Raw genomic sequence first — 25,872 nt, forward strand, 5'->3', positions numbered from 1 at the left:
GCCTCGCTCGCGGCCCTGCCGTCACGCCGCGCTTCCCGCCGATGCTCCGCAAGGTCCGCCCTTCCCACCGGCCCGCCGGGCCGGGCCGCCACAGAATCTCACCGGAAGAACGCACCGCAGTAGACCGTTCGCGTTGCTTCGTCGCGGAGTCCGCGTGTGCGCGATCCCGGCCGCCGAACGGCTGAGGTACTGCGGACAGAAGGGAAACGAACAGCCACCAGGATGTCGAGGGCGGTTTCGCAGTGGGAGAAGGAGAACGGCCGGGATACGCGAAGGCTCCTGAGCCCCGGAGGTCATGGGCCGTGCCATGGGCGTACGTCCTCTCGCTGTTCCCGTTGGGGCTCCTCGCGACGGCCGCGTCCTTCGCTCGCTGGGTGCGCCCGAGCGGCGACGAGTGGTGCTTCCTGCCGGTCATCCGCGCTCACGGACTCTCCGGGATGGTCAGGAAGTTCTACGTCGACGACAACGGCCGAGTCATGAACGGCGTACTGGTCTGGCTCTACGGCAGGTCCGGTGTGCCGGGACAGCAGTGGTTCGCCCCCATCAGTGCCGTGTTCGTGCTGGGGATTCTGTGGACCGTGACCGCGCTGGCCCTGCGCAGGGCGGCCCTGACGGTGCCGCGCGGGATTCCGCTGTTCGTGGCGTCCATGGTGACGGTGGTCTTCCTTCTGGGGTCCCCCAACACGTACAAGACGTTCTACTGGCCCGCCGCGTCCGTCTCGCACACGCTGCCCCCGGTCCTCGCCTGCGCGGCGGTGATTCCGTTCCTGCTCGCACGGTCGCGCGGGGGCAGGGCCGTCGCGCTGGGCATCGGCGTGGTCATCGGCCTCTGCATCGGGACGCTCTCGGAGCAGAGCACGGTCGTCGTACTGGTGGTGCTGATCGCCGCGCTGGTGATGACCTTCCGGACGGGGGGCGGCCAGTCCCGCCGCCGGCTGCGGGCCTGGCTCGCCGTGGGTGTGGCCGCGACGCTGGCCGGGGCGCTGATCCTGGTGACGTCTCCGGGGTCCCGGCGCCGCAGGGGCCGGGTCGGCGCGGCGAAGGACACCTCTCTGATCGCGCCGGACTCGCTCGCCGGGACCGCCCGGAGCTTCGGGCACATCATGATCGACACCTTCTCCTCGTGGCAGTACCTGGGGGCGGTCGCGGCCGGTGTTCTGCTCGGCCTGGTGATGCGGGGCCCCGGCGGCGCCCGGCCGGACCCGCCGCGCCGTCCGGTGCTGCTGTTGTGTGCCGGAGCAGTCACGTTCCTGGTCGCCGGCTATCTCGCCACGCTCCTCGCGTATCCCGTCTTCCACGCCGGAGTGGTGAACTCCACCCGGCTCTGGAACGACTTCCTCTTCCTGTACGTCGCCCTGCTCACCGGTCTCGGCATGATGCTGGGGCAGTCGCTCCAGGGGGTCCGGCTGCACCGGCTGCACGGCGGCGTCCTGCGGTGGGCCGCCGCGGCCGCGTGCGCCGCCGTATGCGTCGGGCTCGCTCCCCCGCTCGTCCACCTCGGCGACCAGATGCGGGTGCGGGCGCACGCGTGGGAGCGTCAGGACGTCTGGCTGCGCGCCCGGGTGGCGCAGGGGGCGCGAGTCCTGCCGTACGCGCCGACGCCCATCGCCAAGATGACGGAGCCGTTCGGCAACGGGAAGCGAAGCTGGGTGACGGCGTGCGTGGCCCGCTACTACCACCTGACGCGGGTGGACTACGCCCCGGAGGTGCCCTGACGCGCCCCGGATCCGAAGGAGCCGCGCCCCATGGAGGTACCGGCACCCCGATCCGGGCACGCCGGGTCCGGCCGAGCCGCGCCGTCGTGCAGCAGCCACAGCCCGGGGCTCAAGCGTCAAAAGCCGGGCAGGCCTGCGGCAGACGGAGCACAACAGCCCACCGGACATGAGCCGCGCGGCCATCAGAGGCGTCATCGTCTCCCGTGATGGGGCAAGGTTGGCCGTATGCCTTCTGCCCTTGTTGTCGGTTACGACCCACAGGCGATCCCCGGCGCCGACGCGGATGCCCTTCGCGCCTCTCTCGACGCGGAGCTGGTCCGGTTCGGCCACCACGGCATCGACGCGGCGATGGCGCTGATCGTGTTCGGCGAATCCGTCGAGTCCGTCCTCGTCGCGGCCCTGACCGAGCGCCCGTGGGACGTGGTTGTCATCGGTGGCGGCATCCGCAGGACGGAGCAGCTGCTGCCGATCTTCGAGCAGACCGTGAACCTGATCCGCCGCCATGCGCCGCAGGCCGCGATCGCGTTCAACACCAGCGGCAGCGACAGCGTCGAGGCCGCACAGCGCCACCTCTGAGTCCGGCAAGGGCCACTGCTCGCCGCCGGGTTCGGCCGGGCCCGCCCGGATCAGGCCTGTGCGGCGCGGCGCCGTCGGTAGTAGGAGAGCGTGACCGCTGCGAGCAGCGGCCCCCAGGCGACCATGGGCAGGTAGAGGAATCCGGTGACCGTACTGCCGAGCGCGGTCATGTCGGCATGGGGAACTGCCCACCACACGGCGAACGGAGCCCACAGGACCGTCAGTGCGACGGCACCGAGAGCGGCGGGGATCACGGCCGCCGTCACGCGGACCCGGCGGCCACCGAGCAGCGGAACCCAGTGCGGGACGACCTCGCCCCACGGCCGGACCAGGCCGAGGGTGAGCAGTGCCAGAGCCTCGCCGGCAACGCTCAGGCCAACGACGTACGCAACTCCCCAGCCGCTGATGCCCATCGCCTGGTACCCGGCCTCGGTGTAGCCGCCGCGGTGTCCGGCTGCCAGCAGGAGGCGCCAGATTCCCGACGGCAGGGTGAGGAGCGGGACGAGGTGTGCGGCCCGAACCGCCCAGCGGGGCGGCAGCGAATCGGAGTGGGTGAGCCGGGTGGTGGTCATGTACACCATCGTCTCGGCGTACCGACACCACGACGTCGCTCGCGAGGACCAGCCTTGGGGCCGGCGCCAGGAGGAGATCCCTGCCACCGCCTCCCCCGCGCGGAGGAAGGCGGTCATCCCCTGTCCTTCCCTCCCCGCGCTCCCCGGCCAGGGAAGGAAACCCCTGACTCACCGTGTGCACTTCGAGGGGGGTTCCCGGCCCGGCGGGGTTGTCCAGCTCGCCGCGTTCGGCCCGGTTCAGGAGCCCCTGCCAGACGGTGCGGACGTCGCGGCCGTGAAGTGCGCAGGCAGCGGCTTCGGCGCACCACTCCCGGAGGGCGTCGCCGCCGCCGACCGAGCATTCCCACTGCCCGCCTGAGCGCCCGCGGCTCCCGAACCGCTCCGGCCGGACAGCCCTCGCTGAGGGCAAAGGGGGGATAGCCCCCGGTCAAACCCGGAGGACGCCCCCAGCGCGGCCCGCTCCCACTCCAGGCCATGATCGTTTCACCGCCCAGGAAACACGAACGAGCCGAGGAGTTCAGCATGACCGCGCACCACCAGGCGATCGGCCGACGGAGGCTGCTCGCCGCGACGGCCGGGCTCGCGGCCACGGCCCTGCTGGCCCCCACGGCCTCCGCCGCGACCACCACACCCGCCCCCACCGGGGCGAAGAGCCGGCAGGCCGACGCGCTCCGCGCGCTGGAGCGCGCCGCCCAGCCCCTGCGCTCGACGGAGCCCGGCGGCAACACCAGCGACCTACGGGCGCTGGACGCCATGATCGGCGACGCCAAGGTGGTCGGACTGGGCGAGGCCACCCACGGCTCGCACGAGTTCTTCACCATGAAGCAACGCGTCTTCAGCCACCTCGTCCAGGAGAAGGGCTTCACCACCTTCGCCCTGGAGATGAGCTGGACTGCGGGCCTGCGGATCGACGAGTACCTGCAGGGCGGCCCCGGCGACGCCCGGCGGATCGCGAAGGAGACACTGACCGGATCACCCTGGGAGCGCGAGGAGTTCGTCAGCCTCATCGCCTGGATGCGGCGCCACAACGACCGCCACCCCGGCCGGAAGGTCCACTTCATGGGCAACGACGTCGGGGCGCCCAAGCTCGGCGACGCAGTCTTCGACCGGGTGCTCTCGTACGTCCGCACGAGCCGCCCCCAGGACGTCGCACGCCTTGAGGAGCTGTACGCGGGCCTGCGCCCCCTCGACGACGTCTTCGCCTACCTGCGCAAGCCCGTCGCGGAACGTCGCCTCGACGCCGCCACCGCCCAGCAGGCGTTCGACCTGGTCACCGCGCACAAGGGGGACGGCGGCGACGCCTACGAATGGGCCGAGCAGCACGCCCGCAGCATCGCCCAGACCTTCGCGTTCGCCTCGCTCGACCTGTCCGACCCGGCATCGGTCTCCGCCGCGGAGCACCTCCGCGACCGGGTCATGGCCGACAACACCGCCTGGTGGCACCGCCGCACCGGCGACAAGATGCTGCTCTCGGCGCACAACGGCCACGTGGGCTACCTGGCCACCGACCCGGTGATGTACCCCACGACCCAGGGCGCCTTCCTGCGCGAGGCCCTCGGCCGGGACTACGCCGCCATCGGCTTCACCTTCGGCCGCGGCTCGTTCCTCACCGCGACCACCCTCGGCAGCCCCTGGAACAAGGTCACCGTCCCCGCGGCCACCCGCGGCATGCAGGAGTACACCCTCAACCGGGTGCACCACCGCGACTACTACCTCGACCTGCGCACCCTGCCCGCCGCGGGCCGCACCTGGCTGGACACGCCCCGCCCCACCTACGAGGCCGGCTCGTCCTTCACGAAGGACCCGCTCCCCACGCTCGCCATCACCCGGGCCTACGACATCCTCATCCACCTCGACCAGGTCCACGCAGCCACCAGCCTCTGACCCAGGGCTGCTTCAAGACGCGGGTGCTCCGCAGCAGCACCGAGGCCGAGGCGTGGCAGACGGGCGGCACAGCGAAGCTCCGGCTGTTCAGGGCGACTTAGAGCTCGCGCAGATTGGCGGGTGGGGCGCCCAGGCAGTGAGGCGAGCACAGGTGTCCCTGATCATGGAGTTGCGACGCTCTGTGATCACTGGGGAGACCTGTGCCCGTCCTTCCAGCATGGCTGACCGACCCGCTGTGGGACCAATTCGCGGCGCTGCTGCCCGAGCGTCCCGCAGTCGATCCGGCCCAGCCGCTGGTGAGCGCCGTAGGGTTAGCGGCCGATCTTGTCGAGCTCGGCGAGATCGTCGTCGGACAGCGGGAGTCCCGCGCCGGCGGCGTTCTCGCGCAGGTGTGCCACCGATGAGGTGCCGGGGATCAGCAGGATGTTCGGCGACCGCTGCAGGAGCCAGGCCAGGGCGACCGACATGGGCGTCGCGTCCAACCGGGTGGCTACGGCCGTGAGTGCCGAGGACTGCAGCGGGCTGAAGCCGCCGAGGGGGAAGAAGGGCACGTAGGCGATGCCCTGCTCTGCGAGCTCGTCGATCAGGTCGTCGTCGTGGCGGTGGGCGAGGTTGTACATGTTCTGCACGCACACGATCGGCGCGATCGAGCGCGCTTCGGCGACCTGTTCCGCCGTCGCGTTGCTCACGCCGAGGTGCCGGATGAGGCCCTGCCGCTGGAGGTCGACGAGCGCCCCGAACGCCTCCGCGAGCGAACCGGGCACGGGGCCCTGGGCGTCGCCGAGCCGGAGGTTGACCACGTCCAGCGTGTCGAGGCCGAGGTTCTCCAGGTTCTCGGTGACGGCCCGGCGCAGCTCTTCAGGCTTGCGTGCCGGGGGCCAGCCTCCCTCCTCGTCGCGAGTCGCCCCGACCTTGGTCACGATGTGCAGCGAGTCGGAGTACGGGTGCAGCGCTTCGCGGATCAGCTGGTTGGTGATGTGTGGCCCGTAGGCGTCGGCGGTGTCGATGTGGGTGATGCCGAGGCCGACGGCCTCGCGGAGAACGGCGAATGCGCCCTCGCGGTCGGCAGGCGGACCCATGACCCAGGGGCCGGCGAGCTGCATGGCGCCGTAGCCGAACCGGGTGACGGTCAGGTCGCCCAGGGTCCAGGTGCCGCCGGGAAGCGAGGCGGAGGGGGTGCCCATGGTGTGCCTTTCGTGTTGAGCCAGGTGATGGTGCCTGACGGCGCCTTGCACCACTATTGGTGCGTAGCTTCTTGTCGGGAAGTAGGCACTTCGAAGTGCGTAAGGCACCCACGGGTGAGAGGAATGATCCATGGCGACGATGACGGCAGCCCAGCAAAGGGCACAGGCCAAGGTGGAGTACGACGCCTTCGTGGCTGCCTGCCCCAGCCGCAAGCTGCTCGACCGGATCTCGGACAAGTGGGTCACGCTGATCCTGGCCGCGCTCGGCAGCGACAGCGCGCATCAGCCCGGCGCCGACTGCGCCGGCGGGCCCCGGGTGATGCGCTACTCGGAGCTGCAGCGCCTGGTGGCCGGCGTCAGCCAGAAGATGCTCACCCAGACGCTGCGTTCCCTGGAGCGCGACGGCCTGGTGTCCCGCACCGTGGTGCCGACCGTGCCGGTCACGGTCTCCTACGAGCTGACCGATCTCGGCCTGTCGCTGTACGAGATGATGCGGGGCCTCAAGGCCTGGGCCGAAACGCACATGGACGATGTGCTTGCCAACCGCGAGACCTACGACACCCGCGTCGCCTGAACCACACCAGGGTTGCTCATCAGCGCCGAACCGTCTGCGCGTATGAGGCCGGGCAGATGGACGGGGCTCAAGGACGTCGCTTGGGGCGGTCGTCCCAGCGGTGGGTGGTCCAGGCTCGGCGGATCAGGCTACGGACGGTGATGATCGTGTCTGCGAGGTCGAAGAAGGCGTTGGCGACGGTCGCACGACGCTCGTAGCAGCGGGCAAGGCGGTGGAAGGCGTTCTGCCAGGCGTGGGTGCGCTCGACGTGCCACCGATCCCTGGCCTGGATCGGCGCCTTCTCGCCCTTGTGCGCGATGCGGCCGTGCAGGTTGCGGGCAGCGAGTTCGGTGCGGGTCTTGTCCGAGTCGTAGCCGGCGTCCAGGTGCACGGTGATGTCGTCGGGCAGCGGTCCCAGGTGCTCCAGCAAGTCCAGGGTCGGGGCGAGCAGTGGGAAGTCGTGGCGGTTCGCTCCGGCGAGGACCCTGCCGAGCGGGATTCCGTAACCATCGGTCATGCCCGAGCGTTTGAGGCCTTGCTTGCCGCGGTCCACCGGTGAGCGCCCGGCGACCTCGCCGCCGCCGGGGGCCTTGGTGATGGAGCCGTCGATGGCGATCTGGTCGAGCACGAGTCCGACGATCCGGTCGTAGGACTCCAGCGCGATCTGCTTGAGCCGGGCGAAGACGCCGAGGGAGATCCACTCGTCGCGGCGGTTGCGGATGGTGGTCGCCGAGCAGGTGGTGTCGGCGATCGCCTGGTACGAGCAGCCGAACCGCAGCAGTCGCAGTAGCTTGTCGAACACGATCCGGTCGCCGATGCGGGGCCGGTGACACCCCAACGGGTGGGCCGGATCGACCGCGGGACGCTCGGGCAGCAGCGCCGCAAATTGGTCCCACAGCGGGTCGGTCAGCCATGCGGGAAGAACGGGCACAGGTCTCCCCAGTGACCACAGAGCGTCGCAACTCCATGATCACGGAGACCAGTCCCCTCCTCGCTGTCCGGGTGCCCCATCCGCCTATCTGCGCAGGCTCTTACGAGGTCACCCGTATACCGGAGCTTCGTTGCGTACGTGACGCCCTTCCAGGAGATCACCGGCCGGCCGTGACCGACGACGCCGCGTGATCACTCCGACTTTGATTCAGCCCTGCCGCCGGGCAGAGGTGAATTCAGTCGCACCCAGAATTCACCCCTGCCGGGGAAAGGTTGAATCCGCGAAGGATTGAATCCGCGAAGGGATTAAACCCGTGAAGCGGACTGAATCCATGAAGGATCGCGAGTCGGCACGGCCTTCCCGAAGCGCCGGCCCGCGCCTCCGCCGGAGGGTCTAGAGGATTTCGATGTCCTTGACCCGCGGCGGGTTGTTCGGGAACGTGATGTCGGTCCACCGGTTGATGCGCACCGAGTCGCCGTTCGCGTCGTAGTAGATGAGATCGTTGTTGCCCGTCGAAATGCGGTCGACCCACCAGTTGCCGAAGCCGGTCCGGCCCTTGTTGGCGTAGCAGTCCACGCTGGTGCTGCCGTCCAGGTGGGACCAGATCTTCAGGAAGTCCTCCCCGCCACGGCACTCGACGTGGTCGATGGCGAAGGCGTTGCTCGTGGGCATGACCATCGTGACCGCCGCGGTGGCGGCGATCGCCACGCCCAGGGAACGGGCGATCCTCTTCGTCTTCGAGATCACAACTTCTCCTTCATTCGATAATCGAACGGCAAGGACACGCTACGACCGGACAAAATGAAGACACGTCGAAAAGATATTCGCCCGCCTCCATACAGCCCTTCGCATGGCCCTTCCGTCGCCCCGTTTAATGCTCCTGCTCCACGAAGATCCCGCAGGGAAGCTGTGTATGGCAATCATCCACGCCTGCCCGGTCCGGAATGCACCCCTAAATGTCTAGATCGAGACGGTAGGGAAGGTTCGTGCCTATTTCCTTTCACGCCGGCCGTGAGCCCTTTCTGCCGGATAATCGAGCACTGTTCGAGCTCGGCCATGCCATGACGGCCGGGAAGCTTTTGGCCAATGAGGGCCATCCCCGCACCGGCGAACACGTTCGATCCGAACTTGTTCGGCCCATCGGCCGTTCGTTACGGTGGACCGCATGGAATCCGACACCGACCAGCCACGACGCAGCCGCCGGGAGCGCCCTGCCAAGCCCGCACTCTCGCGGAACGGGATCGTGGCCACGGCGGTCGGGATCATGCGGTCCGAAGGGCTGGGGAAGGTGACCATGCGCCGCCTGGCGCAGGAGCTGGACACGGGTCCCGCCTCGCTCTACGTGTACGTCGCCAACACGGCCGAGCTGCACGCGGCGATCCTCGACGAGCTGCTCGGAACGCTGCACGTCGCGGACGGCGGCGACTGGCGCGAGCGGCTGGAGGGGCTGCTCACCTCGTACACGGACACCCTCTTCGAGCACCCCGGCCTGGCGCGCGCCGCGCTGATGATCCGCCCCAGCGGCACGCACTACTTCCGGCTGGTCGAGTCGCTTCTCGCGCTGCTCGACGAGGGCGGCATCCCGCCCGGCCAGGCGGCCTGGGGCGTGGACGTACTGCTGCAGTACGCGACCGCGACGGCGGCGGAACAGGCGACGCGGGACCAGTCCGCCCACACGCGGGCCGAGTGGGACTCCCTCACGGGCGCCCTGCGCGGAACGTCCGGACGCACCCACCCGCACATCGCGGGCCTGGCCGCGCAGCTGGTCTCCGGCACGGCGGAGCAGCGCATGTCATGGGGCATCGCGACCCTGATCAACGGCATCAGGGACACGCCCGTACCCGCAGCGGACGTCCCGGCCGGGGGCGCACAGATCTGACCGGCCCGACCGGACCAGCCATGCGGCCGATCCGACCCCGGGGCTCAAGCGTCGAGATCCGAGCGCTCTTTCAGCGGAATGGGTGGAGGGATTGAATACCCGCCCACCCACCCTGACCGGCGAGTTGACCATGTGTGACCGACTTGCGACGGGTGGTGACGACGCTCTAACGTCAGCCGGGACACGACGGCCCCCGCCGGTGCGGAAACACCGAGCAGGGGCCTGACCACTTCGATCGTCAGGACCGATCTCATGGCTGTCCGCCAGCTTAGTGCTGCCTCTCCCCTCGCGCCCGTGTCCCCGCCCACGCTCGACCACCCGATGGCCAGTCCCGGGTACGGCAAGCGTTCGGCCCCGGACCAACGCCCTCGCACCGGGCACGACTTCACCCACCTCCTCCCCCGTGACGCCGCCGTCGCCGCGTACCTCGACGGGCTGTGCGACGGCGCCGACATCTCCGTGAAGACGCTGGCCAAGGCCCTCCCGTACGGCCAGTGCGCGCTGCGGACCACGCTGAACCGCCTCCAGGAAGCCGGACATCTGCGCCGGGGCAGCGAGTGCGTGGCGACCGAGGAGGTGCTGCTCTGGGTGACGCGGACGTTCTTCTCCCGCACCGCGCGCGACGACGCGTGGTGGGCGGCGTTCACCAGGGGCGACGTACCGCAGGAGCAGCCCCAACGCCCCATCCGCTCCCGCTCGTTCATCCTGCTCGCCGCCCTCGGGCGCAAGGCGCCCGCACTGACGCTGTCGCAGGCGGACTGCGTGGCACTGGAACCGCGGCTGGGCGAGTGGTTCGAGCGCGGCGCCACCGAGGCGGAGATCCTGCACGCCCTGACCGAGGGCCTGCCGTCGCCGGTCCACCACGCGGCGGGGCTCGTCCGCCGACGCCTGCGGGACAAACTCCCGCCCGCCCGGGTCGCCGCTCCCCCGCACCGCACGGCCGCACTCCGCACCCTGGAGTGCGGCGAATGCCGCGCACCGGCCGCCCCGGAGGCCCTGACGGGCGGGCTGTGCGGCACCTGCCGGGGCGGCAACCCGGGCCCCGCCCCCACCGCCCACGGCCCGCAGGGCGCCGTCCCCGTCCAGGGCGTACGGGCCAGGATGAGCGCGGTACGGGCGGGGCTGGCACCCCGGGCGGAGCGGGCCCGCCGGTAGCGGACGGACTGCCCGTTGACCTCCTTGCCGGTCTGATCACGGCAGCTGCACCGTCGTGGGCCTGGCGACCGTGTGGACCGGCCTTCCGTGGCTGCTCGTGCCCACCGTCTGCGGGGCGGCCGTCGCGCTCACGGCGTGGTTCCTCCACCGGGACCTGCGGCTCGGACGGGTCGGCCGGTCCGGCCCGTAGCGGAGGCGGGCCGGTGGCGGGAGCCGCGCCGCAAACCACTGGCGGGCACGGGCCCTCACGAACGACCATGGCACGCATGAGCGACCGACCCGCACGATGGAGCCAGGCAACCGTCTACCCCGACATGTGGACCGACCCCGACGACGACCCCCGCAACGGCGAAGGAGTCAGCCCGGACGGCGAACTGCCCACACTTCAGGACTTTCTGACGGACTACCGCCTCACCCTGCGGATGAAGTGCGAGGGCCTGGACGCGGAGCAGCTGGCCCGTCGGCCGGTTCCGCCGTCGACCATGTCGCTGCTCGGGCTGGTCCGGCACCTCGCCGAGGTGGAGCGAGACTGGCTGAACTGGATCAGTGACGGTGAGCCGAAGCCGAAGCTGTACGGCAAGCGCGACGCGGACTTCGACGGAGCCGTCGCCGACCAGGCCGTCGTCGAGGCCGCCTACGCCGACCTGGCCCGCGAACAGGCCGCGACCGACGCCGCCCTGGCCGAGCACCCGGACCTGGGCAAGCGCCTGGGCAAGGACGGCATCGCGGTACGGGAGTTGATGGTCCACCGGATCGAGGAGTACGCCCGCCACTGCGGCCACGCCGACCTGCTGCGCGAGTGCATCGACGGCCGGGTGGGCCAGTAGCCGGCTGAGCCGGCGGGGTGGGCCGACTCGGCGTCGTGCTCGGGGTCAGTGGGCTCATGCGATCATACGGGCGGCTCTCGATGGACCGGTGCGCAGTCAACTGACCGGACGGGTACGGCGATCGAGCCATCGAGCCATCGAGCGAGACCGGGAGTGCGATGTGAGCGGGGCTGGGGGGCACGACGGGTCGTCCGTGTCCGAAGAGGAGTGGGAGCGGTTCCTCCGTGAATCGGTGACGGGTGCGGCCGGGGCCCCCGTGGAGCCCTCGGCGCGCGCCCGCGAGGTGGAGCGGCGGCTGCGGGAGCGCCCCGGGCCGCCGGAAGGCTGGCGTACGTATTCACCGGCCCGGCCCCGGCGCAGGACAGGCTGGTACCTGACCGGGCTGGTGACGGCCGCCGCCCTCCTGGTCGTGGCGCTCTTCCCGCAGCAGGTCGTCGGCTGGTTCGGGGGCAAGGACGGCGGGCAGGACGGGGCGCCGTTGGCCGCCGAGTCGGACAGCCCGCGAAAGGCTCCCGGCGCCGGGCCGGATCTGCGCCCCACCCTCGCCGAACCCTTCCGGGGTTCGCCTGCCGCCCGCTGGGCCGACGGAGCGGCGGGGATCACCGTGCCACCGGCCGGGGCGACCGGCTGGATGGACGCCGCCCAGGTCGAGCGGGCACTGCGGCAGAGCCGGGACTTCCTGGTGGCCGCGGGGCTCAACTCCCGCGTGCTGCGCGGCGAGCGGCCCGCGAAGGCGATCGCGCTGCTGAACCCGCACCAGACGGACGTCCAGGAGTATCTCCGTACCGCCCTGTCATCGACGGCGCCCACCGACAAGACCGACCCGCTGCTGTTGTTCAGCCGCTTCCGGCCGGGGCAGTCCCGGCTGGTCGGTGACGTGGTCAGGACGCGCGGTCGGCTCACGTACAGGGAGGGGAAACGGGGGGCGGTCGAGGTGACGGCGGACGTCACCTTCGTGTACCCGGTCACCCCGGCCGGCGACAGCGGACAGGACGCCGAGGTCGTCCGTACGATCGTGCGGCGCGAGGTGGTGATGAGCTGGGACGACCCGGCCGAGGTCATCACCGAACCGGGCACGATGTCCCTCGTCTCGTACGCGCTCGACACGACCAACGGCGGCTGCTCCGCCCCGACCGGCTACTTCGTGCCACCCTTCGGCGCGGCCGACGAGCAGTCCGCCGACGAGGCCCACCACGTCGATCCGTACGACCGCAGCAAGCCGATCGGCATGGGCGACGGCACGGCGGCCACGGGCGACAGCTGCGCGACCGCCACCCGCTCCTAAGGGCTGCCCCGGTGAGCGGGCCACCGCACGAAAACACTTGGTCAGACCGGTACGCCTGCTCGTCTGGGACATGGGCCGGCGCATCGCCCGCTCGGTCCCGGACCGCCGCCTCACGTACGCTCTGGTCGGCATGCTCCTGGCACTGGCCCCGTATCTCGCGTTCCACTCCTGAGACGGCAGGTGGCCCCAGTCGGCGGTTGCCGTCAGCCGGTCGGTCCCGGCATACCCGCCCTCACCGACCGGTCGATCTCGATGCTCAGCTGGGAACCCAGTTCCGCGAAGCCCAGGGCGGCCGCGACCCGCCGGGAGGCGGGAGGCCGCGCACGCCACTGCGGCAGCAGGCCGGCAGCCAGCGCATGGGCGACCGCAGCCGAGCCCGTCACCCGCGCCAGCCCCCGCCCCCGCACCGCCGGCGCGGTCAGGACTCCGATGTGAGCGGTCCGGCGCGGCCAGCGCAGATAGCCGGCAGCAGCAACCACCTCACCGTGCTCACGGACCACGAAGACAGGTGACGTGATGTCATTCAGCGCGGCCTCCCCGGCGTCCTCGTCACCGGCCGCCATCTCCAGACGCCGCAGCTCCGGGTGGCCCGCTGGTAGGTGCTCCACCGGCAGCACACCGGCTTCCACGGGTCGAAAACCCTCTGGTGCGACATACGACAACGCAGCCGGTCCGAGCGTCCTCGCGACGGGCAGCACGTCCCGGACCAGCGTGTCGTTCACGACGTGCTCCGGCGACAGACCGGCCAGTGCGTCACGAACGAGCGCGGCGGCGCTCCTGTCCGGCACGGTCACGATCGATGATCCGCCCAGAGCCACCGCGCCGACCCAGCCGGCTGGGCACAACCCGGAATCCTGAGAGACCACCACGGTCACACCACCCGCAGGCGCGAACGCCACCGGCACCCTGGCCAGTTCCTCCCACAGTCCACGGGCTCCGAGCAGCAACGGGTCGATCGGCATGGGACCGATCCTGCCACGCGGATTCAGCGGCCGACTCGGTATGTCACTCGGCAACCGGTCTTCCGGGAAGCGCCACGACAGCGAGGAGGAGCGGCGGGACCGTGACCGTCGCGCAGCTGCCGAGGGCCAGCCAGTAGAGGTGCCCCTGACCGTTGCGGTGCAGCAGCAGAAACAGTGCGCCGCCGCACAGCGCGCCCAGCGCCTCGCCGGTGGTCCAGCAGACCTGCCGGAGGTTGAACGGCCGAGCACCAGCGCCAGCACCGGCATTGCCGTGTACAGGCCCAGCGAGACGAGCAGATGATGCGCCGACAACACGGAGGTGAGCCGTGCGCGCTGCTGCGGCCCGGCCTCGGGCGGCAGGCCGGATCGGGAAGGATTCGGGGCATGGTCGGGCGAGGATTCCTCGGACACGGCAGCGATCTCCCATGAGGGGATGCGCCCACCGCGCGAGCGAAGCGTTCAGCCGGTGGGCGTGGCGAAGTGGACGGCGTCCGGTGCGCACAGCAAGGCACACCGCGCGGATGCGGTGTTCACGAGCAGCGCCTCCCACACTTCGCCGGGTGGACCCCCGGCACGTCCGGCCATTCTCGCCCCCGGTCCGGGCCTGCGCAACGGCGCACTTCGCCGTCCCCGACCGGCGGGCCACCACACTGCCGGTCAGTCCTCCTGGGGGAGCATCAGTACCGAATCCGCGTGCACGCTCACCCGTATCGACACGAACTCCGTTGCCTGGGTGCGCGGTTCACCCGTGCCGGGGTTGCGCGCGTAGCGCGGGTGGGCGCCGCCGCTGATCTGCCAGCGGATTCGGTGACCCACGCCGAAGCGGTGGGCGGTGGCGCCCATGGGGAGGGTGACGTGTGCCGGTTCCTGCGCCGTGGTGCGGAGTTGGGCCAGTCCGTCGCAGACGTTGGTGGAGCGCCCCTGGGGGTCCACGTCGCACAGCCGGGAGAAGACGTCCCCGTGCCCGGTGTCCGTGGAGGCGCTGATCCGTGCGGAGACCGGGCCGAGGACGGTGACGGGTTCGGTCAGGACCGGGCCGGTGAACGTGAGGACGTCGTCCCGGGACTCCAGGGCGCTGTTGTCGCGGGCGCCCGCGGTACGGGAGAGAAGGGGGCCGCCGAGGGAGGGGGTGGGGGCGGCCGGATCGTAGCGGAAGGACGTCAGGGGCGCCGTGTCCGTGGGGGGCTGCCCGGTGAGATGGCCGTCGGGGGTGGGGAACCAGGAGGTGGTGGCGGGGGCGAGGGGCCACTCGTCGAGGTCCCGCCACGCCGCGCCCGCGCCGCCCAGGTGGATGCGTACGGGGGTGGGGCGCAGGCCGGAGGGGTCGTCGCACAGGTGGGCGCGGAGCCAGGCGAGGCTTTCGGCGAACACCTCGGGCCAGCCCTTCTGCAGGGCGGATGTGTGGGTCCAGGGGCCGACGAGCAGAGCGGTCTCGCATCCTGCGCGGCGCAGCCGTCCGTACTGCTCGAAGGTGTGGCCGGCCAGGACGTCGTACCGGCCGGTGATCAGGGCGGTGGGGATGCCCGGGGGCTCCGTCGCCTCGCCGGGTGCCGCGCCCCGCCAGTACGGGTCGTCCGCGTCCGGATGTGCCATCACCTCTTCCAGCCAGGGCACTTCGTACCCGAGCGCGGCCGCGAACGCCCCCCGCAGCGGCTGCGCGGAGACGATCGCGCGCATCCGGCGCTGCAGACGCAGCACCGCTCGGCCGAAAGCCGCGATGCCGCGGTGCTGGTGCGTCATGCCGGTGCCGACGACGAGCGCCGCCTCCAGATGGAGCACGCCGTCCGTGTGGAAGAGGGCGTACGGGTCCTGGAGGCCCACCTGCATCACCATCGCCTTCAGCTCCGGCGGCGGGTCCAGGGCGAGCGCCGACTGCACATAGCTGAGGTAGCTGGGGCCGACCGTGCCGAGTGTGCCGTTGAACCAGGGCTGTTCGCGCAGCCAGGACACGGTGGCCAGGCCGTCGGCGGCCTCGTTGCGCCAGAGGTCGAAGCGGCCGCCCGAGCCGCCGGTGCCGCGGCAGCTCTGCACGATCACGTGGAAGCCCTGCTCGGCGAAGAGGATGCCGTACTGGGGCGACCACGGCACGCCCCGCCCGTACGGCGAGCGCACCAGGAGGGTGGGGAAGTCGCCCTCCGCACGCGGGAAGCAGTGGTCCGTGATCAGCGGGCTGCCGTCGGCGGCCGGTACCACCAGCCCCGGTTCCCAGCCGGCCCTGTGACGTCGGGCCGGGAGCCCTCGCCAGGTGGCCCGCACCATCCGGGAGGACAGCGGCGGCTTCGCCGGCGACGACGTCCCTGCGGGCTTCGGCCGGGCGTCGTGCGTGGGTGATGTCATCGTTCGCCTCCATCGCTCCGAGCATTCTCGTACGGTGTACGAGAATAGTGGATGCTTGGATGGACTTCACAGGAGTCGCAGCAGTGATGTCCTCCACAGGAGGCCGTGGCCGCGAGGGCCGCGCAAGGTGCCGCAGCAGTGGCGAAGGGAGCCGCAGGACCGTGACCCGTGCCGAGGGGCCCGGCGCCGCCGGCGTCGACCCCCGAGAACTCTGGCTGAGCCCGGACCGCCCCCGCAGGGGCCGCAGGCCCGCCTTCAGCCGCGAGGCGATCACCGCGGCGGCCGTCGCCCTGGCCGACGCCGAGGGGATCGACGCGGTCACCATGCGGCGGGTCGCCGCGGAGGTGGGCGCCGGGGCCATGTCCCTCTACAGCTACGCCCCCGACAAGGAGACGCTGCTGGACCTGATGATCGACCACGTCTCCGGCGAACTGCCCGCATCCGCCCCCCTCACCGGCGACTGGCGCACCGATCTGAAGGCCGTCGGGCACCTCCAGCGCGACCACATGCTCCGCCACCCCTGGCTGCCCGCGGCCGTGCGGACCCGCCGGACCCCCGGCCCCAACACCCTCGCGTTCCTGGAACACGCCCTGGCCGCGCTGCGGCCCAGCGGGCTGGACGGGGCGGCGCGGCTGGAGATCTTCGCCCAGCTCACCGCGTTCGTGGCCGGGCACGTCGCCCACGAGGTCGCCCAGGCCGAGGCCGCGCGGTCACCCGGCCGGGCCGCCGCCGAGGCGCGCTACCTCGCGGCCGTCGCCGCGGACGGCCACCATCCGGAACTGGCCGAGGCGCTCTCCGCGGCCGGCCGGCCGCTCACCCCCGACGCCACGTTCACCCGCTTCCTCACCCGGCTGGTCGACGGCCTCGACGCCGGCTGACCCGGAGGCGGTTGCGCGGCCGCGGCCGGCCCCCGGCGCACGCCCAACTGCCCTGCGGGCGGGGGCGGATCTCATACCCGGGTACCAGGCGCCACGCCACCGAATGAGCACCGGGGTATCACGCGCCGGGCGGGCCGCGCCGGGCATCGTGGAGGCGTTCGCAACATCCCGCCGCACCCGCGCGCACGCGGCCCGGCCGCGTGCCGTACCACCCGACCGGGGAGTTCCAGGTGTCCGCTGTCCCGACCGCTCGTCCTCGTACCCGTACGCCCGGCCGCCGGCGCGTCCTCGCCACCGGCCTCGCCGCATCCGCCCTGCTGGCCACCGGCGCCGCGCCGTCCTCCGCGGCCGGGGACCGGCGTACGCGCGCCGCCCTGCCGGCCGCCCGGCTGCCCCGGCCCACCGGCCCGTTCGAGGTCGGGTGCACCGTCCTGCACCTCGTCGACCCGGCGCGGAGCGAGCCGTGGCTGCCGGGCACCTCGGCGCGCCGCGAGCTCATGGTCAGCGTCCGCTACCCGGCCGCACCCGGCGGACCGGCGCGGCGCGAGCCGCAGATGACGGCTGCGGCGGCCGCCCACTTCGGCGGAGCGGAGGGGGCCGCCGCACTGAACCTGGGGATGGCGCCGGGGTCCGTCGACTGGGGCGCCACGCTCAGCGCGCCACGCCTCGTACACCGACGCGCAGGTGCTGCTGCCGCAGCTGGCCCGGCAGGGCGCGGAACCGGACGGCGGCCTGGCGGCGGCGGTCGGGACGGTGCGGCCGGAGCGGTCCTCGGCCGCGAGCCGGGCCTACGTGGCGTCGTTCTTCGGGCGGTGGCTGTGCGGGCACGACGACCACCTGCTGGCCGGCCCTTCGGACCGCTTCCCGGAGATGGTGTTCACGCCGTAGCCGGGATGCGCGAACGACGTCGGCCCCCGGGGATCGCTCCCCGGGGGCCGACGTGGTGAAGCTGTGCCGAACTACCGATCCGTCAGGATCAGAAGTCCATGTCACCGCCCGGCATACCGCCCGGAGCGGCCGCGGAGGCCTTCTCCGGCTTGTCGGCGATGACGGCCTCGGTGGTGAGGAAGAGCGCGGCGATGGACGCGGCGTTCTGCAGGGCGGAGCGCGTGACCTTCGCCGGGTCGAGAATGCCCTCGGCGATCATGTCGACGTACTCGCCGGTCGCGGCGTTGAGGCCGTGACCGATCGGCAGGTTGCGCACCTTCTCGACGACGACTCCACCCTCAAGACCACCGTTGACGGCGATCTGCTTGAGCGGGGCCTCCAGCGCCAGCTTGACGGCGTTGGCGCCGGTCGCCTCGTCACCCGAGAGCTCCAGCTTCTCGAAGACGGCCGAGGCCTGGAGCAGAGCCACGCCACCACCGGCGACGATGCCCTCCTCGACGGCGGCCTTGGCGTTGCGCACCGCGTCCTCGATGCGGTGCTTGCGCTCCTTGAGCTCGACCTCGGTCGCGGCACCGGCCTTGATGACGGCCACGCCGCCGGCCAGCTTCGCGAGGCGCTCCTGGAGCTTCTCGCGGTCGTAGTCCGAGTCGGAGTTCTCGATCTCGGCACGGATCTGGTTGACGCGACCCTGAACCTGGTCGCTGTCACCGGCGCCGTCGACGATCGTCGTCTCGTCCTTGGTGATGACGACCTTGCGGGCACGGCCGAGCAGGTCGAGACCGGCGTTCTCCAGCTTGAGGCCGACCTCCTCGGAGATGACGGTGCCACCGGTGAGGATGGCGATGTCGCCGAGCATGGCCTTGCGGCGGTCACCGAAGCCCGGAGCCTTGACGGCGACGGACTTGAAGGTGCCACGGATCTTGTTGACGACCAGGGTCGACAGGGCCTCGCCCTCGACGTCCTCGGCGATGATCAGCAGCGGCTTGCCGGACTGCATGACCTTCTCGAGCAGCGGAAGGAGGTCCTTCACGTTGCTGATCTTCGAGTTCACGATCAGGATGTACGGGTCGTCCAGGGACGACTCCATGCGCTCCATGTCCGTGGCGAAGTACGCCGAGATGTAGCCCTTGTCGAAGCGCATACCCTCGGTGAGCTCGAGCTCCAGACCGAAGGTCTGGGACTCCTCGACGGTGATGACGCCTTCCTTGCCGACCTTGTCCATGGCCTCGGCGATGAGCTCGCCGATCTGGGTGTCAGCGGCGGAGATGGAGGCGGTCGAAGCGATCTGCTCCTTGGTCTCCACGTCCTTGGCCTGCTCCAGGAGGGCGGCGGAGACGGCCTCGACGGCCTTCTCGATGCCCCGCTTGAGAGCCATCGGGTTCGCACCCGCGGCCACGTTGCGAAGGCCCTCGCGGACGAGCGCCTGAGCGAGAACGGTGGCGGTGGTCGTACCGTCGCCGGCGACGTCGTCCGTCTTCTTGGCGACCTCCTTGACCAGCTCCGCACCGATCTTCTCGTACGGGTCCTCCAGCTCGATCTCCTTGGCGATGGAAACACCATCGTTGGTGATCGTGGGGGCGCCCCACTTCTTCTCAAGGACGACGTTGCGGCCCTTGGGGCCGAGGGTGACCTTGACGGCGTCGGCGAGCTGGTTCATGCCGCGCTCAAGACCGCGCCGGGCCTCCTCGTCGAACGCGATGATCTTGGCCATATGAAGTGGTCCTCCCGGACAGGGGTGGATTTCTCCGGACCGAGTGGCGCCCGCGACGGACGGCCTGCCGCCTGCCGGTTCCTTGCCCCGACAGACCTGCGGGCCTCACCGGCCCGGTCCAAGTTTCTGTCACTCTCACCCGGAGAGTGCTAAGCCCAATGATTAGCACTCGACCCCGTCGAGTGCAAGCGCCGAAGGCTCCTTGAGGGGTGGCGGTCGGGCGACGGGCGGGCGCAAGCGCCCCCTCCGGAGTGCGGACAACCGGACAGGGGGCCGAGGGGGCCCGGACGCGCGGAGGGCCCGTACCCCAGGGGTACGGGCCCTCCGTGCGTGAGTAGTGTCGTTGGCCGACCGTGCCGAGCTCAGCCGACAGCGAGCTTGACCATGTCCGCCTGCGGCCCCTTCTGGCCCTGCGAGATTTCGAATTCAACTCGCTGACCCTCTTCGAGGGTGCGGTATCCGTCCATCTGGATCGCGCTGTAGTGGACGAAAACATCCGCACCACCGTCGACCGCGATGAAGCCGTACCCCTTCTCCGCGTTGAACCACTTGACGGTGCCCTGAGCCATGCCCAACTCCCCTATTACTGGCCCTTGCACAGGACCGCACTTCGCGGGCCCGGGTCAGAACCCACCCCCCGACAGGAGAGGGTGCGTGCGCCGGAACGCGTCGACCGCGGCCGAATGTATCTGCCCAACTGCCCTCTGCAACAGGTCAATCGGACGAGAATTCTGGGCAGCGCCGATCGCCCGAACATGAGTAACTCATGAGATTCCAGGGCAAGTCGGGCCAGACAAAGGCGACTTATGGCGCAAGAAGTTCAGGTACTTTGGCTGCATCTTGTCGTGGCCGGGCGCATTCTCATATGCGGGGGGCACGGGCAGCGGAGGGGACTTCCCACACTCTACCGCGCTCAACCATGCAGAATTGCCCCCTCCGCTTCTCTCGCGGAGGGGGCAATTCCGGTGACGCGGTGAAGTGGGAACGCTCGGGTCCCGGGGTCAGCAACCGCCCGCGACGGCCGGGATGATCGAGATGCCGGCGCCGTCCGGGGTGACCGCTTCCAGGCCGCCCTCGAAGCGCACGTCGTCGTCGTTGACGTACACGTTCACGAAGCGGCGGAGCTTGCCCTGGTCGTCCAGGACGCGGGCGGCGATGCCCGGGTGGTTCCGCTCCAGGGAATCGATGACCTGGGAGAGGGTCGCGCCCTCGGCCGGGACCTCGGCCTGGCCGCCCGTGTAGGTGCGGAGGATGGTGGGGATACGGACCTTGACGCTCATGGTGGGTGCCCTTCCTGGAGTCACGGGTGGCCGGAGGCTGCGGCAGCCTCTCAGCCGGTGCCGAGTCAGCTGGTGCCGAGTCAGCTGGTGCCGAGGCCGGCGGCGCGGAAGGCGTCCAGGCTCGGCCGGATCGTCGCCGTCGCCTGCGAGGTGGCGGCCACCGCGTCCAGCGTCTTGAGGCCGTCACCGGTGTTCAGGACGACGGTGGTGAGCGACGGGTCGAGCAGACCCGCCTCGATCAGCTTCTTCGTCACGCCGACCGTCACCCCGCCGGCGGTCTCGGCGAAGATGCCCTCGGTGCGCGCCAGCAGCTTGATCGCGTCGACGACCTGCTCGTCGTTGACGTCCTCGACGGCGCCGCCGGTGCGGCGGGCGATGTCCAGGACGTACGGGCCGTCGGCCGGGTTGCCGATCGCCAGGGACTTGGCGATCGTGTTCGGCTTCTGCGGCCGCACGACGTCGTGTCCGGCCTTGAAGGCGGTGGAGACCGGGGAGCAGCCCTCGGCCTGGGCACCGAAGATCTTGTACGGCTTGTCCTCGACCAGACCGAGCTTGATCAGCTCCTGGAGGCCCTTGTCGATCTTCGTGAGCTGCGAGCCGGACGCGATCGGGATGACGATCTGGTCGGGCAGCCGCCAGCCGAGCTGCTCGCAGATCTCGTACGCGAGCGTCTTGGAACCCTCGCCGTAGTACGGGCGCAGGTTGACGTTGACGAAGCCCCAGCCCTCGCCGAGCGGGTCGCCGATGAGCTCCGAGCAGAAGCGGTTGACGTCGTCGTAGTTGCCCTCGATGCCGACCAGCTCACCGCCGTACACCGCGGCCATGACGACCTTGCCCTGCTCCAGGTCGTGCGGGATGAACACGCAGGACCGCAGGCCCGCGCGGGCGGCGGCGGCGCCCACCGCACCGGCGAGGTTGCCGGTGGAGGAGCAGGAGAGCGTGGTGAAACCGAAGGCGCGGGCGGCCTCGACGGCGATCGCGACGACGCGGTCCTTGAAGGAGTGCGTCGGGTTGCCGGAGTCGTCCTTGACGTACAGGCCGCCGGTGACGCCCAGTTCACGGGCGAGGTTGTCGGCCTTGACCAGCTTGGTGAAGCCGGGGTTGATGTTGGGCTTGTCCGCGACATCGGCGGGGACCGGCAGCAGCGGCGCGTACCGCCAGATGTTGTCGGGTCCGGCCTCGATGCGCTTCTTCAGCTCGTCCGGGGAGCCGCTCGGCAGGTCGTACGCCACTTCGAGCGGCCCGAAACAGCTCGCACAGGCGAAAAGGGGTCCGAGCTCGAATCGCTCTCCGCACTCGCGGCAGGAAAGCGCCGCGGCGGGACCAAGGTCCACAGAGGATTCGGTGTTTGCTGCAACAGTCTGAACAGCCATGATGGCGAGGCCCTTTCTCCTCATCTTCCTCGTGACGCATTTCGCCACAAGACGGAATTGGCACCGTCCCCACCTGACCTCGCGGTCGGCGGGATGGTTGCCGGGACTTCAACGGGCCGTTCCCTCTGTCCCTCTGGATGAGCGCTGTGGCACTGGACCATGGATCCAGGCGTTTATCAGCGGATGGACCCCGGCATGCCACGGCCATCTGCGTTGTTCAAGACTGTAACCGAAGCACCGGACTGTTGAGATAGTCGTCCGAACCGCGAGATGGATCACATACAGGGAGTATCGACCGTGCTGGAAGAGGTCGAAGGCTGGCTGACCAGGCGTTCCTGGTCCTGTGCCGACCGCCCGCTGGAGCAGCTCCTGGCCGCCGGGGACGGCGGCCCGCACCGCGGGAGCGTGAGTGTCGTCCTGCCCGCGCTCAACGAGGCGGCGACGGTCGGGGACATCGTCCGGGTGATCCGGCGCGAGCTCATGGAGAAGGTCCGGCTGGTCGACGAACTCGTGGTGATCGACTCCGGCTCCACGGACGCCACCGCCGAGGTCGCCCGCCGGGCGGGCGCCCGGGTGATCCGCCGGGACGCGATCCTGCCCCGCATCCCGGCCGTCCCCGGCAAGGGCGAGGTGCTCTGGCGGTCGCTGCTGGTGACCGGCGGTGACATCGTCTGCTTCATCGACGCGGACCTGAAGGACTTCTCGGCCGACTTCGTCTCCGGCATCGTCGGCCCGCTGCTGACCGACCCCTCGGTGCAGTTCGTCAAGGCGATGTACGACCGCCCCCTCGGGGACACCGCAGGCCAGGGCGGCCGGGTCACCGAACTGGTGGCACGGCCGCTGCTCAATCTGCACTGGCCGCAGCTGGCCGGCTTCGTCCAGCCGCTGGGCGGCGAGTACGCCGTACGCCGCTCCCTGCTCGAACAGCTGCCGTTCCCGGTCGGTTACGGAGTGGAGCTGGGGCTGCTCGTCGACGCCCTGCACACGGTCGGCCTGGACGCGCTCGGACAGGTCGACGTCGGCGTCAGGAAGCACCGCCACCAGGACGGCCAGGCACTCGGCCGGATGGCGGCGGCCATCTACCGGACCGCTCAGCTCCGGCTCTCCCGGGGCCATCTGGTCCGCCCCTCGCTGACCCAGTTCGAGCGCGGCGAGCGCGGTTTCGTCCCGCACACCTATCCGGTGGACACCGAGGAGCGGCCGCCGATGCGCGAGATCGAGGAGTACGTCTCACGCCGCGCGGCATGACCGGAGCGCGGACGCACGCACGTTTGGACGGTTCGGGATCGGGCTAGGTTCCGCAGCATGGTCTCCGAGCACGCCCCTCAGCACGCCGCCCAGGTACTCGTCGCGTCCAACCGCGGTCCGGTCTCGTACGCGCTCCACGAGGACGGCTCGCTCGACGCGAAACGGGGCGGGGGCGGTCTCGTCTCCGGGCTGAGCGCGGTGGACGACAAGATGTGGGTCTGCGCCGCACTCGGTGACGGCGACCGCGAGGCGGTCCGCCGCGGGGTCGGGGAGCCGGGCGTACGGATGCTCGACATCGACGCGGACGTGCACGCCGACGCGTACAACGGCATCGCGAACTCGGTGCTCTGGTTCGTCCATCACCTGCTCTACCAGACCCCGGTGGAACCCGTCTTCGACGCGGAGTTCCGCCGCCAGTGGGCCTCCTTCGAGGCCTACAACCGGGCCTTCGCCGAAGCGCTCGCCGAGGAGGCGGGCGAGGGCGCGGCGGTCCTGGTGCAGGACTACCACCTGGTGCTGGTGCCCGGAATGCTCCGCGAACTCCGCCCCGACCTGCGGATCGGCCACTTCTCGCACACCCCGTGGGCGCCCGTCGACTACTTCCGGATGCTGCCCGACGACATCGCCGAGCAGGTGCTGCGCGGCATCCTCGGCGCCGACCGGGCGGCCTTCCTGACCCGCCGCTGGGCGGACGCCTTCATCGGCTGCTGCACGGAGATCCTCGGCGGCACCGGCCACACCCGCATCGGCGTGCACGGGCTCGGCGCCGACGCGGACTTCCTGCTCCGCCGCGCGCACGAGGCGGACGTGGACGACCGGATGGCGGCGCTGCGCGAACAGGTGGGCCCCGGCCGGAAGACGATCGTGCGGGTGGACCGTACGGAGCTGTCCAAGAACATCGTCCGCGGGATGCTCGCCTACCGGGCCCTGCTCGACGAGCGGCCCGAGTGGCGCGGCCGGGTCGTCCACGTCGCGTTCGCCTACCCCTCGCGGCAGGACCTCGCGGTGTACCGGGAGTACACGGCCGAGGTGCAGCGCGTCGCCGACGACATCAACGCGGCGCACGGGACGGCGGACTGGACCCCGGTCGTACTCCACGTCAAGGACGACTTCGCGCGCTCGCTGGCGGCGTACCGGCTGGCCGACGTGGCGCTCGTCAACCCCATCCGGGACGGGATGAACCTGGTCGCCAAGGAGGTCCCGGTCGTCTCCGACCACGGCTGCGCGCTGGTGCTGTCGCGGGAGGCGGGGGCGCACGAGGAGCTGGGCGACGACGCGGTCACGGTGAATCCGTACGACGTGTCGGCCACCGCCGACGCGCTGCACGAGGCGCTGACGATGGAGGACGACGAGCGCGCGGAACGCACGGAGCGGCTGGCCGCGGCGGCCACCGCGCTGCCGCCGCAGCAGTGGTTCCTGGACCAGCTAGAGGCGCTGCGCCAGGGCTGACAGGAATTCGACGACGGCTCCCGGTCCCGGCAGCAACAGGTCGGCGCGCTGAGCCAGTTCGGGCACCTCCGCCTCACCGCTGCAGATCAGCAGGCCGGGGGTGCCGTCGGGGCCCTCGGCGCGGAGCTTCTCCACGGCGGCGTAGGCGGCCAGGTCGCCCAGGTCGTCGCCCGCGTACAGCACGGACTCGGCGCCCACCTCGCGCACGTACCGCGTGAGGGCGACGCCCTTGTCCATGCCCGAGGGGCGCAACTCCAGTACCAGGCGACCCGGTTCGACGATCAGTCCGTGCCGGGCGGCGAGCTCGCCGAGGGGGCCGCGCAGCGCCTCGAAGGCGGCCTGCGGGTCCCTGGCGCGGCGGGTGTGGACGGCGAGCGCCTGCCCCTTCTCCTCTATCCAGGTACCGCGCCAGGAGTCGAACGCATCGAGTACGCCGGGAAGTTCGGCCCGTACGGCGGCGACGCCGGGGTGCGGGGCGGGGGCGCGGACGGTGCCGGAGGCGGCGTCCCAGCGTTCGGCGCCGTAGTGGCCGAGGACGACGAGGTGGTCCAGTCCCGCCACCCCGGCGAAGCCTCCGTAGCGGACCGCGACACCGGCCGGCCGGCCGGTGATCACGGCGATCGACGCGACCTGGGGAGCGAGTGCGGCGAGCGCCTCGACGGTGCCGGGGTGGGCACGGGCCTGCTCGGGGTCCGGGACGATGTCGGCGAGGGTGCCGTCGAAATCGAGCGCGATGACGGCGCGGTCGGGGCGGGCGAGGAGGGCGGCGAGGCCCTCCCGGCCGGCGGGGGTCGTCGGGGTCGGCAGGGATGGGGTGTGCGGGTGGCTGCCCATGCCCCGAGCCTATAGCCGGTAAGGCGCGACCGGGGCTCCGCCGCGAGCCCCGAGCCGGGGCCCCGGTCCTCAGCGGCGTCCCCGCCGCGCCTCCCGCACGCGCCGGAGCCGGTTCACCGTGACCGGATCGGCCTCCAGCGCCCGCCGGTCGTCCAGCAGCGCGTTCAGCAGCTGGTAGTAGCGGGTCGGGGAGATGCCGAGCCGCTCCCTGATCGCCCGCTCCTTCGCCCCGGGCCCCGCCCACGACTGCCGCTCGACCGCGAGCACCGCACGGTCCCGCTCGGAGAGCCCGGAAGGCGGGGCGCTCTCGTCGGGGCCGTTCGCAGGGAGGTCGGTCATATCAGCCAATAT

The 25,872-nt window shown here is 71.1% G+C and carries 26 protein-coding genes, 1 pseudogene and 1 riboswitch; of the genes and pseudogenes, 15 read left to right on the forward strand and 12 right to left on the reverse strand.

Features of this window, described 5'->3' with window-relative positions:
- Positions 1-302 precede the first annotated feature (302 nt).
- Together OG322_RS15855 and OG322_RS15860 are read left to right on the forward strand one after the other, a co-directional pair.
- Positions 303-1,715, forward strand: coding sequence for a DUF6056 family protein (locus OG322_RS15855; protein WP_329306567.1), 1,413 nt, complete (start codon positions 303-305; stop codon positions 1,713-1,715).
- Positions 1,716-1,940: 225 nt separating this feature from the next.
- Positions 1,941-2,291, forward strand: a complete 351-nt coding sequence (locus OG322_RS15860) for a hypothetical protein (protein ID WP_123460776.1) — start codon at positions 1,941-1,943, stop codon at positions 2,289-2,291.
- Between the two features lie 50 nt (positions 2,292-2,341).
- On the opposite strand, the gene OG322_RS15865 is transcribed toward OG322_RS15860, so the two are convergent.
- Entirely contained in the window at positions 2,342-2,863 is a 522-nt protein-coding gene (locus tag OG322_RS15865) for a hypothetical protein (protein ID WP_124284667.1), read from the reverse strand.
- 522 nt (positions 2,864-3,385) lie between these two features.
- Between OG322_RS15865 and OG322_RS15870 the strand changes: the two genes are divergently transcribed.
- Both OG322_RS15870 and OG322_RS41550 read left to right on the forward strand, forming a co-directional pair.
- Positions 3,386-4,747 carry an erythromycin esterase family protein gene (locus OG322_RS15870; protein ID WP_123460774.1) on the forward strand — a complete coding sequence of 454 codons (1,362 nt, stop codon included), beginning with the start codon at positions 3,386-3,388 and terminating at the stop codon, positions 4,745-4,747.
- Positions 4,748-4,947: 200 nt separating this feature from the next.
- Positions 4,948-5,043: pseudogene (locus OG322_RS41550) on the forward strand (IS5/IS1182 family transposase); the annotation flags it as partial.
- A 15-nt stretch (positions 5,044-5,058) separates the two neighbouring features.
- Here the strand turns inward: OG322_RS41550 and OG322_RS15875 are convergent.
- Positions 5,059-5,931, reverse strand: a complete 873-nt coding sequence (locus OG322_RS15875; RefSeq protein ID WP_123460773.1) for an aldo/keto reductase family oxidoreductase — start codon at positions 5,929-5,931, stop codon at positions 5,059-5,061.
- Between the two features lie 130 nt (positions 5,932-6,061).
- Between OG322_RS15875 and OG322_RS15880 the strand changes: the two genes are divergently transcribed.
- On the forward strand, positions 6,062-6,505 hold the full coding sequence (locus OG322_RS15880; RefSeq protein WP_123460772.1) for a winged helix-turn-helix transcriptional regulator: 444 nt from the start codon (positions 6,062-6,064) through the stop codon (positions 6,503-6,505).
- Between the two features lie 67 nt (positions 6,506-6,572).
- Here the strand turns inward: OG322_RS15880 and OG322_RS15885 are convergent, their stop codons facing one another.
- Entirely contained in the window at positions 6,573-7,415 is an 843-nt protein-coding gene (locus tag OG322_RS15885; RefSeq protein WP_329306568.1) for an IS5 family transposase, read from the reverse strand.
- Between the two features lie 393 nt (positions 7,416-7,808).
- Positions 7,809-8,162 carry a beta/gamma crystallin domain-containing protein gene (locus OG322_RS15890; protein WP_123460770.1) on the reverse strand — a complete coding sequence of 118 codons (354 nt, stop codon included), beginning with the start codon at positions 8,160-8,162 and terminating at the stop codon, positions 7,809-7,811.
- A 418-nt stretch (positions 8,163-8,580) separates the two neighbouring features.
- On the opposite strand from OG322_RS15890, the gene OG322_RS15895 reads away from it, so the two are divergent.
- The 6 genes from OG322_RS15895 to OG322_RS15920 all read left to right on the forward strand — a co-directional run bounded on the left by OG322_RS15895 (position 8,581) and on the right by OG322_RS15920 (position 12,733).
- Positions 8,581-9,294, forward strand: coding sequence for a TetR/AcrR family transcriptional regulator (locus OG322_RS15895; RefSeq protein ID WP_329306569.1), 714 nt, complete (start codon positions 8,581-8,583; stop codon positions 9,292-9,294).
- Positions 9,295-9,615: 321 nt separating this feature from the next.
- Entirely contained in the window at positions 9,616-10,449 is an 834-nt protein-coding gene (locus OG322_RS15900; RefSeq protein ID WP_123460768.1) for a hypothetical protein, read from the forward strand.
- Between the two features lie 55 nt (positions 10,450-10,504).
- Positions 10,505-10,639: a hypothetical protein gene (locus OG322_RS15905; protein ID WP_260146750.1), complete on the forward strand. Its 135-nt coding sequence runs from the start codon at positions 10,505-10,507 to the stop codon at positions 10,637-10,639.
- A 76-nt stretch (positions 10,640-10,715) separates the two neighbouring features.
- Positions 10,716-11,276, forward strand: coding sequence for a DinB family protein (locus OG322_RS15910; RefSeq protein WP_370375069.1), 561 nt, complete (start codon positions 10,716-10,718; stop codon positions 11,274-11,276).
- Between the two features lie 193 nt (positions 11,277-11,469).
- Positions 11,470-12,561 carry a hypothetical protein gene (locus OG322_RS15915; protein ID WP_123460766.1) on the forward strand — a complete coding sequence of 364 codons (1,092 nt, stop codon included), beginning with the start codon at positions 11,470-11,472 and terminating at the stop codon, positions 12,559-12,561.
- 37 nt (positions 12,562-12,598) lie between these two features.
- On the forward strand, positions 12,599-12,733 hold the full coding sequence (locus tag OG322_RS15920; RefSeq protein ID WP_277426231.1) for a hypothetical protein: 135 nt from the start codon (positions 12,599-12,601) through the stop codon (positions 12,731-12,733).
- A 31-nt stretch (positions 12,734-12,764) separates the two neighbouring features.
- Here the strand turns inward: OG322_RS15920 and OG322_RS15925 are convergent, their stop codons facing one another.
- Together OG322_RS15925 and OG322_RS15930 are read right to left on the reverse strand one after the other, a co-directional pair.
- Positions 12,765-13,523: a GNAT family N-acetyltransferase gene (locus OG322_RS15925; protein ID WP_329306570.1), complete on the reverse strand. Its 759-nt coding sequence runs from the start codon at positions 13,521-13,523 to the stop codon at positions 12,765-12,767.
- Positions 13,524-14,180: 657 nt separating this feature from the next.
- Entirely contained in the window at positions 14,181-15,860 is a 1,680-nt protein-coding gene (locus OG322_RS15930; protein ID WP_329306571.1) for a CocE/NonD family hydrolase, read from the reverse strand.
- 161 nt (positions 15,861-16,021) lie between these two features.
- On the opposite strand from OG322_RS15930, the gene OG322_RS15935 reads away from it, so the two are divergent.
- Together OG322_RS15935 and OG322_RS15940 are read left to right on the forward strand one after the other, a co-directional pair.
- Complete coding sequence (locus tag OG322_RS15935) at positions 16,022-16,738, forward strand: TetR/AcrR family transcriptional regulator (protein ID WP_123460762.1); 717 nt, start codon at positions 16,022-16,024, stop codon at positions 16,736-16,738.
- A 684-nt stretch (positions 16,739-17,422) separates the two neighbouring features.
- On the forward strand, positions 17,423-17,626 hold the full coding sequence (locus OG322_RS15940) for a hypothetical protein (RefSeq protein ID WP_241200094.1): 204 nt from the start codon (positions 17,423-17,425) through the stop codon (positions 17,624-17,626).
- 88 nt (positions 17,627-17,714) lie between these two features.
- Here OG322_RS15940 and groL read toward each other — a convergent pair whose 3' ends face one another.
- The 4 genes from groL to thrC form a co-directional block, all read right to left on the reverse strand.
- The gene (gene groL / locus OG322_RS15945; protein ID WP_123460761.1) at positions 17,715-19,337 is read right to left on the reverse strand and encodes a chaperonin GroEL; all 1,623 of its coding nucleotides are present in this window, start codon (positions 19,335-19,337) and stop codon (positions 17,715-17,717) included.
- Positions 19,338-19,699: 362 nt separating this feature from the next.
- The gene (locus OG322_RS15950) at positions 19,700-19,906 is read right to left on the reverse strand and encodes a cold-shock protein (RefSeq protein ID WP_003967346.1); all 207 of its coding nucleotides are present in this window, start codon (positions 19,904-19,906) and stop codon (positions 19,700-19,702) included.
- Between the two features lie 432 nt (positions 19,907-20,338).
- Positions 20,339-20,617, reverse strand: coding sequence for a MoaD/ThiS family protein (locus OG322_RS15955; protein ID WP_123460760.1), 279 nt, complete (start codon positions 20,615-20,617; stop codon positions 20,339-20,341).
- 80 nt (positions 20,618-20,697) lie between these two features.
- Positions 20,698-21,990 carry a threonine synthase gene (gene thrC / locus OG322_RS15960; RefSeq protein ID WP_123460759.1) on the reverse strand — a complete coding sequence of 431 codons (1,293 nt, stop codon included), beginning with the start codon at positions 21,988-21,990 and terminating at the stop codon, positions 20,698-20,700.
- A 17-nt stretch (positions 21,991-22,007) separates the two neighbouring features.
- Positions 22,008-22,134, reverse strand: a riboswitch (SAM riboswitch).
- A 153-nt stretch (positions 22,135-22,287) separates the two neighbouring features.
- Between thrC and OG322_RS15965 the strand changes: the two genes are divergently transcribed.
- Positions 22,288-23,238: a glucosyl-3-phosphoglycerate synthase gene (locus tag OG322_RS15965; RefSeq protein ID WP_329306572.1), complete on the forward strand. Its 951-nt coding sequence runs from the start codon at positions 22,288-22,290 to the stop codon at positions 23,236-23,238.
- Between the two features lie 57 nt (positions 23,239-23,295).
- Positions 23,296-24,687 (forward strand): alpha,alpha-trehalose-phosphate synthase (UDP-forming), encoded by a 1,392-nt coding sequence (locus OG322_RS15970; RefSeq protein ID WP_123460757.1) that lies wholly within the window; start codon positions 23,296-23,298, stop codon positions 24,685-24,687.
- Here the strand turns inward: OG322_RS15970 and otsB are convergent.
- Both otsB and OG322_RS15980 read right to left on the reverse strand, forming a co-directional pair.
- Positions 24,664-25,521: a trehalose-phosphatase gene (gene otsB / locus OG322_RS15975; RefSeq protein WP_123460756.1), complete on the reverse strand. Its 858-nt coding sequence runs from the start codon at positions 25,519-25,521 to the stop codon at positions 24,664-24,666. The genes OG322_RS15970 and otsB overlap by 24 nt on opposite strands.
- Positions 25,522-25,590: 69 nt before the next feature.
- Positions 25,591-25,860, reverse strand: coding sequence for a DUF3263 domain-containing protein (locus tag OG322_RS15980; protein WP_123460755.1), 270 nt, complete (start codon positions 25,858-25,860; stop codon positions 25,591-25,593).
- Positions 25,861-25,872: the final 12 nt, after the last annotated feature.

The sequence above is a fragment of the Streptomyces sp. NBC_01260 genome (assembly GCF_036226405.1).
GTDB lineage: Bacteria > Actinomycetota > Actinomycetes > Streptomycetales > Streptomycetaceae > Streptomyces > Streptomyces laculatispora.